Raw genomic sequence first — 12,911 nt, 5'->3', positions numbered from 1 at the left:
GAGGTTGTAATGATCGAGTCTTAATGGCAAAATTGGCATCATGCAAATTCGGGATGCCAAAATAGAGGACGCAGAAGCCGCTTGTCTCGTTATGAGCCGGTCGATCGCGGAACTTTGCGTTGCTGATCACAAGAACGATGCTGCCATTCTGGCACGCTGGTTGGGAAACAAGACTCCCGAGATATTCATCGCCTGCATTCGGCAGCCGGAAAATTCTCTCCTCGTTGCCACCGAAGACGACAACATTCTTGCTGTAGGGTCGGTTACTGATGCCGGCCAAATCACTCTGAATTATGTTTCGCCTGATGCCAGGTTCCGAGGCATCAGTCGCGCCTTGCTGCGCGCTCTCGAAACAAGGGCTGTGGAGCGAGGGGTCAAACGATGCACCCTCACCAGCACGGAAACCGCCCTGCGGTTTTATCAAGCCAACGGCTATGCCGCAGATGGACCGCCAGTTGGCAACTTCGGTACCAGCTCTGGATACCCAATGTCGAAATCGCTCACCCAGGAATGAAACGGCTATGACCATCACGCGGACGAGGACAGAAGCTGGGTCTCTAAAAATCGGCTGGGAAGCTGAGGCCAGCCAATGGATAACGTGGGCGCGCACTCCCGGTCACGATAGCTACTGGCGATTTCACCGAGACCAATTTCTTAGCCTATTGCCTTCCCCGGGACGGCAAACGCTGGATATCGGCTGTGGCGAAGGACGGCTCGCGCGAGACTTAAAGGAGCTTGGGCACCGTGTTGTTGCGATCGACAGTTCGCGGTCAATGTTGAAGCCGCACGGGAGTTCGACCCATCGATGGACGTGCGCTTGGCGGATGCCAGCGCGCTTCCGCTTGACGACGCCTGCGCGGATTTGGCGATCGCCTTCATGTCTCTCCAAGACATCGGCGATATGCCTGCCGCCATCCGAGAAGCAGCGCGTGTCCTTGAGCCAAGAGGCAGGCTCTGCATGGCCATTGTTCATCCGATCAATTCCGCCGGCAGCTTCGAACAAGCAAGTTCCGATGGGCGCTTCATCATCCAGGGAGACTATCTTGGTGCCTTCCAATATGCCGACGCCGTCGAGCGCGAAGGTTTAGCGATGACTTTCCACAGTGAGCATCGCCCTCTAGAAACCTATTTCCTAGCATTAGAACAGGCGGGACTTTTGGTCGAAGCGCTTCGAGAGCCGGCCCTCCCAGAGCATGCGGTCGTTTCCAATGCAGCCCGTCGCTGGCAGCGCATACCTTACTTCCTGCATTTGCGCGCCGTCCGCCCTTAAAACGGTTGTCTGCTTCGGGTCACAAGCGTCGGTTTGGCCGCGACCGCGCGACGTCCGGTCTGGCCCCCATTGCGGTCGTGCTGAATGTGCCTCCATCTTCACCTACGTGCCACTTCCAGACATCACCGATGGGTATAAGGGATCACCGTCCACCCCGGAGAACAGCAAGTGGCGCGAATAGAAACCTTCGTATGGATCGTAACGACTTTCACAATCATTATGGCCGCCAACCCACCACGCGCTCTAGCAACGTCAGAGGCGTCTGCATGCGGGTACCTCACTGGTCTAATCGATAAGGCGCCGCCAGGGCCATTGTTCTTGCCCAGCTATCCGACCGTGGAATCGGGGCCTCTCCACGGCGCCGCATATCTTTATGACAATGCGGTGGCCGCCATCGCATTAGTCGGTTGCGGTGAGCGACACAAAGCAAGTCGGATCGGCGCGGCGATTCTCTGGGCCATCGAAAACGACCGGACCTGGCATGATGGACGGCTCCGGAACGCTTACGCCGCGGGTGTAGTGGCGAGTGGCTCCGCCAAACTTCCGGGTTGGTGGGACAATACTCAGAACAAGTGGTTGGAAGATCGGTATCAGGTGGGCAGCGATAATGGCAACGTTGCATGGGCAATGTTGGCTTTGCTGTCGATTGACGATGTGAGCGCCAGCTCTGGGTTCCGCGATGGTGCGGCACGGCTTGGCACCTGGGTCGCACAATGGACGGATACGCGCGGTACTGGCGGTTTCACGGGGGGTACTTTTGGGCACGAACCGACGCCCGACGTACGGACATGGAAATCGACTGAACACAATACTGACCTCGCCGCCGCGTTTGGCCTTCTTGCAACCCGCACAGGCGGTTCGCGCTGGCGCGATTTGGCAACAGCTGCTGAGCACTTCGTAGATACGATGTGGGATCCGGCGTGCGCCTGTTTCGCCGCAGGCACAGCCGAAGACGGCGTCACGCGCAATCCGATCTTAGCGCTGGATGCTCAAATCTGGCCCTTGTTAGCGCTCCCCGGAGCGGCCAAGAAATTTGCATCGGCAATTACTACCGCCGAGCAGCGAATGAGTGTCGACAAGGGATTTTCTTACGGTGAAGACCGAGATGGTGTGTGGACCGAAGGGACGGGCCAAATGGCTCTCTTGCTGGAATTGCTCGGCAGGACTGCGGAGGCAAAATCGTTGGTCGCTGTAATCGAATCCCAGAGATCGCCGGATGGCGGGTTCTATGCCACGAGTGTCCGAGGGCTACCGACGGGGTTCATGCTGGATACCGATCCGGCCAAGCCACGACTCTATTTCCGGTTGCCACATCTTGGCGCCGCTTCGTGGGCTGCTCTTGCAGAACGGGGGTTCAATCCCTTTACGGCGACAAGAGGACTTCCGTAGGCCGCAGTGGCGCCCGTCTCAGCCCTACCGTTCCATCGAAGCTAAGTGCCTTTCCGATTTCGACATGTCCGAATTGGGTCATCAGCAGTCATGCTCCAGCCGATAGAAAACTTCCGCTCGGCGCTCAGAGCCGACCTCAATTTCAGGAATACACGCCCTAGTCGTCCACCTTCATGCGCGCTTCGCCGGCGAGACGAACCAGCATCTTGCGCAGCGACGTGCCGTCGGTCACCCGCTCCGGGAAATCCAGCCGCAGCGCGGTCTGGCCGTCCTGCATGTCGAGACCTTCCGGATCGCAGCCGGTGCAGCGCCAATCGCCCGCGGTCGCGCCCAGGAGCTTCGTCGCATAGAGGCTCAAGGCGTCACGATGGTCGGCGTTCATATGCTCGACTGCCCCCTCCTCCGCTGCCAGCAGGTCCTCGGCGCCGGCGAGATCCGTAAGGAACTGCGCGGGCGTGAGATCGACGATGCGGCCGAAGCCGGCGACCAGATGGGTTCCCGTGGGACGGATCCGGAAGAAAGAGAAATCCTTAAAGGAAACAAAGCCTTCCGCCGACGGATGAGCGTTGAGATATCGCCGCTCGAGCAGATCCTTCTCGGCGGCGGCGGCCTGTTCGGCCCGGCCGGACAGCATGATCCGGGCGCCTTCCAGCGGATCGCCGGCCACCCGCTCATCCAGCATCAACGAGACCCTGCTATCGGCAAGGATATTGCGCGTATGCACCGCAAGCCGCGAGATCAGCAGAATCGGCGAGCCATCAGGATGGCTGGCCAGATTGACCAGGGAACAATAGGGATCGCCGCTGCCGGCCATGAGCGTTGCGAGCGCCCCCTGTCGCGAACGCCGCAGCAGGGATTTGGCGAGCTTTCCAGGGTCGAAATCAGGGGTCGGTTGCATCGGCTTTCTCGGCTCAGGTGGTTGCAAGGGAGGCCTTTTTTCGGGTAAACGAGGGCCCGGTTATGGGTCGACATGCGGCGAATCTGCCGTGTTTCGTGGAACTTGGTCACACTTCAGCCCAGCTTGCATTGCTCGGTGACAAGGTTCGAATGCCGACTTCGGCACCCATGTATGCGGCGCATCAGTGGATTGCTCGCCGTTTCAAGCCACGACCCAAACGGAAAGCAGAAAGCAGAGGCTCATGCCCACAATCGCTTTGGTCGACGACGACCGCAACATTCTCACATCCGTCTCGATCGCGCTGGAGGCCGAAGGCTACCGCATCATGACCTACACCGACGGCGCCTCCGCGCTTGACGGTTTCCGCACCACCCAACCCGATCTCGCCATCCTCGACATCAAGATGCCGCGCATGGACGGCATGGAGACGCTGCGCCGTCTCAGGCAGAAGTCCGACCTGCCGGTGATCTTCCTGACCTCCAAGGACGAAGAGATCGACGAGCTGTTCGGCCTCAAGATGGGCGCCGACGATTTCATCCGCAAACCGTTCTCGCAGCGCCTGCTGGTCGAACGCGTCAAGGCGGTGCTGCGCCGCTCGGCGCCGAAGGACCCGACCGTCGCGCCGAAGGAGAACGACGCCAAGGCGCTCGACCGCGGCCTTTTGCGCATGGATCCGGAACGGCATACCTGCACCTGGAAGAACGAGCCGGTGACGTTGACCGTCACCGAATTCCTGATCCTGCAGGCGCTCGCGACCCGGCCTGGCGTGGTGAAGAGCCGCAACGCGCTGATGGACGCCGCCTATGACGACCAGGTCTATGTCGACGACCGCACCATCGACAGTCACATCAAGCGGCTGCGCAAGAAGTTCAAGGTCGTCGACAACGACTTCGAGATGATCGAGACGCTCTACGGCGTCGGCTACCGCTTCAAGGAAGCCTGAGGCTCACGCAGCATCACCGGTTCTGATTCCATCGGGACCGGGATCGCTCCAAGGCGCGATGAAGATGGGAATCGTCATCGCGCTTTGGTTTATTTCTTGAGATGATCCGTTCGGAAAACCGCTGCACACTTTTTGCGGATCATGCTCTAGAATGCGGGGACCTTCGCAACGAGCCGTCCTAACGCGGGCGTAAGCATTGCTGGACCGAACGCAGCCTGATCCTAACCAGAGCGCCGCGGACGCCACGTCCGACGGCGTTCCGGAGCAATTTGCCGACGACAAGCCGCACGGCTTTCGGCCGCTGAACTGGTTGAAACGCGCCGGACAGTTCTTCTTCGCGCTGTCCTTCTCCAGCCTGACCCGCCGCATCGTCTCGCTCAACCTCGCCGGCCTCGTCGCGCTGGTCGCGAGCATCCTGTATCTGTCGCAGTTCCGCGCCGGCTTGATCGACGCGCGGGCGCAGAGCCTGCTGGTACAGGCCGAGATCATCGCCGGCGCGATCGCGGCCTCCGCCACGGTGCAGACCAACGCCATCACCATCGACCCCGACCGGCTGCTCGACCTCAAGCCGGGCGAGACCTATGGCGGCCCGGACGAATATTCGCCGCTGGACTTCCCGATCAATCCGGAGCGCGTGGCGCCGGTGCTGCGCACGCTGATCTCGCCGACCAAGACGCGCGCCCGCATCTATGATCCGAATGGCAGCCTGCTCGTCGACAGCCGCAACCTCGAAAACGTGCTGCGCTACAATTTGCCGCCGCCGGCCGAGAAACCCGGCATCGTCGAGCGCGGCATGGTCTCGGTGCGCACCTGGCTCAATCGCGGCGACCTGCCGCTCTACCGCGAGCTCGGCCCCGAGAACGGCAACGGCTATGCGGAGGTCGCCGATGCGCTCCAGGGCCAGAAGCGCTCGATGGTGCGGGTCAATGCGCGCGGCGAGGTGATCGTCTCGGTCGCGGTCCCCGTGCTGCGCTCGCGCGCCATTCGCGGCGCCTTGATGCTCTCGACGCAAGGCGACGACATCGATCAGATGGTCACCGCCGAGCGCCTCGCCATCCTGAAGGTCGGCGGCGTCGCGGCCGCGGTCATGATCATGCTGTCGCTGCTGCTCGCGAGCACGATCGCCGGGCCCGTGCGGCGGCTCGCCGACAGCGCCGAGCGCGTCCGCCGCCGCATCAAGGCCCGCATCGAGATCCCCGATTTCACCCGCCGCCGCGACGAGATCGGCCACCTCTCGGGCGCGCTGCGCGACATGACCAGCGCGCTCTACAGCCGCATCGAGGCGATCGAGATGTTCGCCGCGGACGTCGCACATGAACTGAAGAACCCGCTGACCTCGTTGCGCTCGGCTGTCGAGACGCTGCCGCTGGCGCGCAACGAGACCAGCCGCGCGCGCCTGCTCGAGGTGATCGAGCACGACGTCAAGCGGCTCGACCGCCTCATCTCGGACATCTCCGACGCCAGCCGCCTCGATGCCGAGTTGCAGCGCCAGGACGCGCTCCCGGTCGACCTGCGCCGCCTGCTGACGACGCTGGTGTCCGTCGCCAATGAAACCAAGCTCGGCCACGACGTCGCGGTCGAGACGCGCTTCGAAGGCCGCGGCGCGTCCGATACGCTCGCCGTGACCGGCCACGATTCACGGCTCGGGCAAGTGGTCTCCAACCTGCTCTCCAACGCCCAATCGTTCTCCGAACGCGGCAGCAAGGTGCGCCTTACCTGCCGGCGCGTGCGCGGAGAGATCGAGATCGTGGTCGACGACGACGGCCCCGGCATTCGCGACGACGCGCTGGAGCGCATCTTCGAGCGCTTCTACACCGATCGTCCGCATCAGGGCTTTGGCCAGAATTCCGGTCTCGGCCTGTCGATCTCCAAGCAGATCATCGACGCGCATGGCGGACGCATCTGGGCCGAGAACCGCGCAGGCCCGCCGGATGACGAGGGCGTTCCGACGGTGGCAGGCGCGCGGTTCGTCGTCAGGCTGCCGGCACTATGAACCAAGGCAGATCGAACGACGGCAGCTTGAACCAAGGCGGACCCAGCGTTCACGCCTCCGCGGTCAAGGTCGGACAGCTGGCGGTGCTGATCCGCGGGCCCTCAGGCTCGGGCAAGTCGCGCCTCGCCTTTGATTTGATCATGGCAGGCCGCAGTGGGGTGGTGGAAAGGGCCGTTCTGGTCGGGGATGACCGTGTCCATCTGGCGACAGTCGGCGATGAAATTGAGGTCCGGCCCGCGCCTCGCCTGGCTGGCCTGATCGAGGTCCCCGGCTTGGGGATCCGCCGCTGCGACTTCGTGGAGCACGCGACCGTCGGTCTCGTGGTCGATCTGGAGGCCGCCGACGCGGAGCGCATGCCTGCGGCGGAATCGCTCGAAACCAGCATCTTAGGTGTCTTAATACCGCGAATCCCGGTGGGCTGCGGCTATTCACCCCTCCCCTTGGTTGTCGCTTCCTTGACCACTACCAAGAGTTCATCTTCGGTTAACCCTTCAGGCGATTGTTTGAAGGGAAATGGTAACCATATGAACCCCACTATCGCGACCGAATAGACCGGCGCAGCTCCCCTTATCCATCCGTCTAGATTCAGGGAGATACGCAACATCCCCTCTTGCGCAGGGGCTCTGGATGGTCAAAGTGGCGCGTTCGTGCGGTGCACCAAAAGCGCCCGCGAGGAGTTTTCCGATGATTGGTCTAGTACTTGTGACCCACGGGCGCCTTGCCGACGAATTCAAGGCAGCGCTTGAACATGTCATGGGGCCACAAAAGCAAATCGAAGCGATCACGATCGGTGCCGAAGACGATTCCGATCTCTGTCGAAGCGACATTATCGAGGCGGTTAACCGCGTCGATTCCGGCGACGGCGTTGCGATCCTCACCGACATGTTCGGCGGCACACCGTCGAACCTTGCAATATCCTGCATGAGCCGGCCCAAGGTCGAGGTGCTCGCGGGCATCAACCTTCCCATGCTGGTGAAACTCGCCAAGGTGCGCGAAGAGCGTCCGCTGCCCGACGCGATCGCAATGGCCCAGGAAGCCGGCCGCAAATACGTCACCATCGCCAGCCGCGTGCTCGCCGGCAAATGAGCGAGGAGGCGCCACAAGCCGGGACAGGCGTGCCCGCAGGCGCGATCTCCAAGGATCTCCTGATCATCAACAAGCGGGGCCTGCACGCGCGCGCCTCGGCGAAATTCGTCCAGGCGGTCGAACGCTTCGACGCTCAGGTGTGGGTGACGCGCGGCGGCGAGACCGTCGGCGGCACCTCGATCATGGGCCTGATGATGCTCGCCGCCGGGCCGGGCACGACGATCACGGTGGCCGCCGCCGGCACCGACGCCGAAGCCGCGCTCGCGGCGATCACCGAGCTCGTTGAAAGCAAGTTCAACGAGGAAGGGGTTTAGGCGGCGTTCACTACGCGCGCAGTGCCCTAGGGTGGGCAAAGGCGCTCTTGCGCCGTACCCACCAATTTCCAACAATCATGAGACGTGGTGGGCACGCTTCGCTTTGCCCACCTTGTATTAGGGCGACGCACTACGGCACCTCGCTCACTTCCCCGGCGGCGCGATGTAGACGTTCCAGCTCATCGCCGGGCCGGCCTTGCCGTGGGTGAAGCGGCGCGTCGTCAGCACCATGCGCTCGGCGTTCGGCGCGACTTCCGAGACCCACTTCTCGAACGCGGGCAGCCGGCCGTCGGTCGGATCGGACACGCCGATGAAGCCGTATCTCTTGACGTCGTCGAGCGAGGTCAGCCCGGAAGCCCAGGCTTCGTTCGGCGTGTACGCGGCCGGATGATCGGGGCTGTAGAACACCATCGGCTGGATCGACTCCATGGTGCCGGCGACCACGGCCCAGCGCGAGGCAAAGCGCGCGTGCCAGGCCTCCGTCAATTCGCGCGCCAGATCCGAGCGCGCGCCATAGGTCGCGGTGTTGCCGGCATTGGCCGCCATCTCGCGCGCGGCAATCCAAGGCGAAGCGGCGAGTGTCGCGGCGCTGAGCACGAACCAGATCGCGACGATGTTGAACAGGCTGGCGCTCTGCACACGCAATGCGGGGATCGCGACCAGCGCCAAGGGCGTCAGGAAAAACAGCGAGATGCCCCAATCGGTCTTCATGTAGATGCTGAAGACGAGCGCGCCGAGCGGCGGGCCGAACGCGACGATGATCTGGATCGCCCACACGTTCAGCGCCTGAGAAAAATTGACGCCTGAATTGGCGCCGCGGGCCCAGGCGCGCGTGACGATGCAGAGCGGCGCGCGCAGCAGCAGTGTGATCCACGGCGGCACCAGCGCCATCGCGAGCCCGGCCAGCGCCACGGGCAATGCCAGCAGCCCGAGATTATGCAGCACATAGCCGGCGACGAGCTGATGCACCTGGCTCGCGTCCTGCAGGCTGTAGGTGTCGCCGGCATAGGTCAGCGGCACGAAATGCGCTTCCGCCAGCCAGACGATGTGCGGGATCATCGCCACCATCATGGTCACGATCGCCACCCATGGCGCCGGCGAGAGCAGGAAGCGCAACCGCTCCGGATGGATCAGCGCCGCAAGGCCGATGGCGCCGATCATGGTCAGCACCCAATATTTGGTCATCAGCGCCAGAGCGCCGGCAAGTCCGAGCAAGACCCCGGATTGCCAGCTCCGCTTCTCGAACGCGTTGAGATAAGCGAGCACGAGCAGCGGCAAGGTGACGAGCTGCAACAAGTCCGGGTTGTACTTGAAACCCTTGAAATTGAAGATCGGGTACAGCGCGACCATCACCACGACCAGAAACGCGCGCCGCGCATCCACCACGCGCAGCGCGACCAGCCAGCAGATCACCATGCCGGCGGCGACGGTCGCCATCGCCAGCGCATAGGTGGCCCAGTCCGCGGCCGGGAATACTGTGAACCAGAGGCCGGCGACCCAGCCCGACAGCGGCGGATGCTTGCCATAGCCCCAGAGGAATTTCTGGCCCCAGCCATAGGCTTCTGCGACATCCATGTGAACGTCCTGCGCAGCCTTCAGATTGATCAGGATGAAGGTCCAGAGCACCGCATGCAGGATGGCGAGCTGGATCACCAGCCACAATCTCGCCTCAGGGCGGACCGCGCAGGCAACCAGCCAGGCCCGGAAGCGGGCAAAGCTCAGGCGGGTCTTCGTGCGCGTTCGGGCGGAGGGGATCGCGGTGGTCGACATGGGCGCTTGCGTAGCGCGTTTCGCCCCGCCGTGGAATCAGCTTGGCGTGAACAAAGGCCCTGAAAATACAGCAATAAGGTTGCCGCACGGGGGTGTGAGTGGTATCCCGCGCCCATGACGACCGTCCCCATTTCGAACATCCGCAATTTCTCCATCGTCGCCCATATCGACCATGGCAAATCGACGCTGGCCGACCGCCTGATCCAGATGACGGGCGGTCTCACCGACCGCGAAATGGCGGGCAAGGAGCAGGTGCTCGATTCCATGGACATCGAGCGCGAGCGCGGCATCACCATCAAGGCGCAGACGGTGCGGCTCGCCTATCGCGCCAAGGACGGCAAGGACTACGTCTTCAACCTGATGGACACGCCCGGCCATGTCGACTTCGCCTACGAAGTCTCGCGGTCGCTGGCGGCCTGCGAAGGTTCCCTGTTGGTGGTCGACGCCAGCCAGGGCGTCGAAGCGCAGACGCTCGCCAACGTCTACCACGCGCTTGACGCGGGTCATGAGATCGTTCCGGTCCTGAACAAAGTCGACCTTCCCGCCGCCGAACCGGAGAAGGTGAAGCAGCAGATCGAGGACGTCATCGGCATCGACGCATCCGACGCCGTGATGATCTCAGCCAAGACCGGTCTCGGCGTGCCCGATGTGCTGGAGGCTATCGTCACTCGCCTGCCGCCGCCGAACGGCGATCGCCAAGCCACATTGAAAGCGCTGCTGGTCGACAGCTGGTACGACGTCTATCTCGGCGTCGTCGTGCTGATCCGCGTCGTCGACGGCGTCATGAAGAAGAATAGCCGCATCCGCATGATGGGCACGGGCGCGGCCTATGACGTCGAACGCGTCGGCTTCTTCACGCCGAAGATGACACAGGTCGACGAGCTCGGCCCCGGCGAGATCGGCTTCATCACCGCCGCGATCAAGGAAGTCGCCGACACCCGCGTGGGCGACACCATCACCGATGACAGGAAGCCGGTGACCGAGATGCTGCCGGGCTTCAAACCGGCCATTCCCGTGGTGTTCTGCGGCTTGTTCCCCGCCGACGCCGATGATTTCGAGACCTTGCGCGCGGCGATGGGCAAGCTGCGCCTGAACGATGCCAGCTTCTCCTACGAGATGGAGACGTCGGCCGCACTCGGCTTCGGCTTCCGCTGCGGCTTCCTCGGGCTGTTGCATCTGGAGATCATCCAGGAACGTCTGTCGCGCGAATTCGATCTCAACCTGATCGCGACCGCGCCGAGCGTGATCTACAAGATGAGCCTCACCGACGGGCAGGAAATCTCCATTCACAATCCCGTCGACATGCCCGACGTGGTCAAGATCGCCGAGATCCAGGAGCCCTGGATCGAAGCGACGATCCTCACGCCCGACGAATATCTCGGCAGCGTGCTGAAGCTGTGCCAGGACCGCCGCGGCTCGCAGAAGGAGCTGACCTATGTCGGCGCCCGCGCCATGGTGAAATACGATTTGCCGCTGAACGAAGTGGTGTTCGACTTCTACGACCGCTTGAAGTCAGTCTCAAAGGGCTACGCCTCGTTCGATTACCATCTGACCGACTACAAGCCGGCCGACCTCGTCAAGATGCAGATCCTCGTCAACAACGAGCCGGTCGACGCGCTCTCGATGCTGGTCCACCGCACCCGCGCGGAAGGCCGCGGCCGCGCCATGGTCGAGAAGATGAAGGAGCTGATCCCACCGCACATGTTCCAGATCCCGATCCAGGCGGCGATCGGGGGCAAGGTGATCGCGCGCGAGACGGTGCGCGCGCTGCGCAAGGACGTCACCGCAAAGTGCTATGGCGGCGACATCACGCGCAAACGCAAGCTTCTGGAGAAGCAGAAGGAAGGCAAGAAGAAGATGCGGCAGTTCGGCAAGGTCGACATCCCGCAGGAAGCGTTTATTGCCGCGCTGAAGGTGGATAGCTGAGGCGGGGTTTAGGGCCGCCTGACGAATACCTCAGCCGCCGTCATGCCCGGGCTGGTCTTGGGCATCTACGTTCTTGGTCCGGCAAAGTCGTGGACGGCCGGGTCAAGCCCGCGCCGTGACGACAAAAGCGTATCCTGTTTTCGAACAGGGTCGGTTTGAGCCTTTCGAGCCGGGCAGCCAAATCCCGAAAACAACCCCATGCACAGTAGCCGACGGCTTGTTTGCATTCACGTTTTTCCGATTTTGCGAATCTCCTTTGACCCGCCGGGCAAAACAGCGGCATGAGCCATCATCGCCGCGTGTCCAGCCGGTCGGCGTTACCTTCCAAATTGCGGCAAGGCGGTTTATATAAACCGGTAAGTTCAGGCCTGTTGCCCCCGGGAAACCTGCCATGGCCGATATCACGGTACATCTCGACGATGAGCTTTACGACAAGGCTTCTCGCGTTGCACGACTGGACAATGTAAGCGTGAAGGAACTCGTCGAGGACGTCATGCGGCGCCATCTCGATTACGTCGAGGTGGTGCAGGATTTTTCAAAGATGCCGCCACTCTCGCTCGACAAATACGAGCTTCATCGCGATGCCGATGAAAGCGATGAGGACTACGCATTCAGGCGATCACTTTTCCGGTGAGACCTAAATGGCTCCGCCTTTCCGACGCGGCGACATGGTCTGGAGTTACTTCCCTTTCGTTGAGATGCCCGACGTACCCGCGCGCACGCGACATGCGGCGATTATCATCGGTGCTTTTTCCGCAATCGAAGCTTCCAGGGTGATGGGACACCAGTCGCCAGCGTATGGGGCTGCTGTCGCGGTATACACCTCGTCTCAAGTCCGGAAGTTTGGCGGCAATCTGCCGATCGGAATTATCCAGGTGCCGCTGGACAGGGCGCGCCAGAACAAGAACAGCTCCGCGTTCTTCATCGACACGCGGGTCCGGGCATATCTTCCGATCCACAAAGACTATTTTCCCGATCTGGACGCGCCTGATCATGGCCTGATCACGTCCATAGATCCGGGATTGTTCAGGCGTGTCATGGAAGAGTTTGCACGCGTAAACGAGCGGGCACGAGAGCAAATCGTAACTGTGGGACCGCTTCGGCCGCGCTGACCAGGATCGTCATTCCGGGGCTCGCGAGCCGAGAACCCGGGAATTGATCAAGCAGCGACCAAGGCGGTGAGACGGATTCTCAGATGCACAATTGCGCATCATAGCCCGCGCCAAGTGACGCGCCCCGGAATGACAAGCTCCCGTACCGCTCACGAAAACGCGCTTGACCGCCAACCTTGCCCTCTCCCGCCGGATAGGCCACCATTCCCC

General features: G+C 62.2%; 12 protein-coding genes and 1 pseudogene. 11 read left to right on the top strand and 2 right to left on the bottom strand.

The window, feature by feature from the left end; all coding sequences use genetic code 11:
* Positions 1-40: 40 nt before the first annotated feature.
* The 3 genes and pseudogenes from IVB28_RS21790 to IVB28_RS21780 all read left to right on the top strand — a co-directional run bounded on the left by IVB28_RS21790 (position 41) and on the right by IVB28_RS21780 (position 2,659).
* Positions 41-514, top strand: a complete 474-nt coding sequence (locus IVB28_RS21790; RefSeq protein ID WP_247528934.1) for a GNAT family N-acetyltransferase — start codon at positions 41-43, stop codon at positions 512-514.
* A pseudogene (locus IVB28_RS29520) lies at positions 435-1,270 on the top strand (class I SAM-dependent methyltransferase). Before IVB28_RS21790 ends, IVB28_RS29520 begins: the two are co-directional and overlap by 80 nt.
* A 318-nt stretch (positions 1,271-1,588) precedes the next feature.
* On the top strand, positions 1,589-2,659 hold the full coding sequence (locus IVB28_RS21780; RefSeq protein ID WP_247528932.1) for a hypothetical protein: 1,071 nt from the start codon (positions 1,589-1,591) through the stop codon (positions 2,657-2,659).
* Between the two features lie 157 nt (positions 2,660-2,816).
* On the opposite strand, the gene IVB28_RS21775 is transcribed toward IVB28_RS21780, so the two are convergent.
* The gene (locus tag IVB28_RS21775; RefSeq protein WP_247528930.1) at positions 2,817-3,557 is read right to left on the bottom strand and encodes a DUF2470 domain-containing protein; all 741 of its coding nucleotides are present in this window, start codon (positions 3,555-3,557) and stop codon (positions 2,817-2,819) included.
* Positions 3,558-3,798: 241 nt separating this feature from the next.
* On the opposite strand from IVB28_RS21775, the gene IVB28_RS21770 reads away from it, so the two are divergent.
* From IVB28_RS21770 to IVB28_RS21750, 5 genes are all read left to right on the top strand, one after another.
* Positions 3,799-4,500: a response regulator transcription factor gene (locus IVB28_RS21770; RefSeq protein WP_027535781.1), complete on the top strand. Its 702-nt coding sequence runs from the start codon at positions 3,799-3,801 to the stop codon at positions 4,498-4,500.
* A gap of 196 nt (positions 4,501-4,696) precedes the next feature.
* Positions 4,697-6,493, top strand: a complete 1,797-nt coding sequence (locus IVB28_RS21765) for a sensor histidine kinase (protein WP_247528927.1) — start codon at positions 4,697-4,699, stop codon at positions 6,491-6,493.
* Positions 6,494-6,519: 26 nt separating this feature from the next.
* Positions 6,520-7,044 carry an HPr kinase/phosphatase C-terminal domain-containing protein gene (locus tag IVB28_RS21760; protein WP_247529124.1) on the top strand — a complete coding sequence of 175 codons (525 nt, stop codon included), beginning with the start codon at positions 6,520-6,522 and terminating at the stop codon, positions 7,042-7,044.
* Positions 7,045-7,177: 133 nt separating this feature from the next.
* Positions 7,178-7,579 carry a PTS sugar transporter subunit IIA gene (locus IVB28_RS21755; RefSeq protein ID WP_007597752.1) on the top strand — a complete coding sequence of 134 codons (402 nt, stop codon included), beginning with the start codon at positions 7,178-7,180 and terminating at the stop codon, positions 7,577-7,579.
* Complete coding sequence (locus IVB28_RS21750) at positions 7,576-7,893, top strand: HPr family phosphocarrier protein (protein ID WP_025032552.1); 318 nt, start codon at positions 7,576-7,578, stop codon at positions 7,891-7,893. Before IVB28_RS21755 ends, IVB28_RS21750 begins: the two co-directional genes overlap by 4 nt.
* A gap of 144 nt (positions 7,894-8,037) precedes the next feature.
* Here IVB28_RS21750 and IVB28_RS21745 read toward each other — a convergent pair whose 3' ends face one another.
* Positions 8,038-9,663 carry a glycosyltransferase family 39 protein gene (locus IVB28_RS21745; RefSeq protein ID WP_247528925.1) on the bottom strand — a complete coding sequence of 542 codons (1,626 nt, stop codon included), beginning with the start codon at positions 9,661-9,663 and terminating at the stop codon, positions 8,038-8,040.
* A gap of 114 nt (positions 9,664-9,777) precedes the next feature.
* On the opposite strand from IVB28_RS21745, the gene lepA reads away from it, so the two are divergent.
* From lepA to IVB28_RS21730, 3 genes are all read left to right on the top strand, one after another.
* Positions 9,778-11,589, top strand: a complete 1,812-nt coding sequence (lepA, locus tag IVB28_RS21740; RefSeq protein ID WP_247528923.1) for a translation elongation factor 4 — start codon at positions 9,778-9,780, stop codon at positions 11,587-11,589.
* A 391-nt stretch (positions 11,590-11,980) separates the two neighbouring features.
* On the top strand, positions 11,981-12,223 hold the full coding sequence (locus tag IVB28_RS21735; RefSeq protein WP_247528921.1) for a hypothetical protein: 243 nt from the start codon (positions 11,981-11,983) through the stop codon (positions 12,221-12,223).
* 7 nt (positions 12,224-12,230) lie between these two features.
* Positions 12,231-12,701 carry a hypothetical protein gene (locus tag IVB28_RS21730; protein ID WP_247528920.1) on the top strand — a complete coding sequence of 157 codons (471 nt, stop codon included), beginning with the start codon at positions 12,231-12,233 and terminating at the stop codon, positions 12,699-12,701.
* The last annotated feature ends 210 nt before the right edge of the window (positions 12,702-12,911 follow it).

Origin of the sequence: Bradyrhizobium sp. 199 (assembly GCF_023073355.1) — a bacterium.
GTDB lineage: Bacteria > Pseudomonadota > Alphaproteobacteria > Rhizobiales > Xanthobacteraceae > Bradyrhizobium.
Note: the sequence above shows the minus strand (reverse complement) of the source record. Positions and strands in the feature narration are given on the sequence as shown.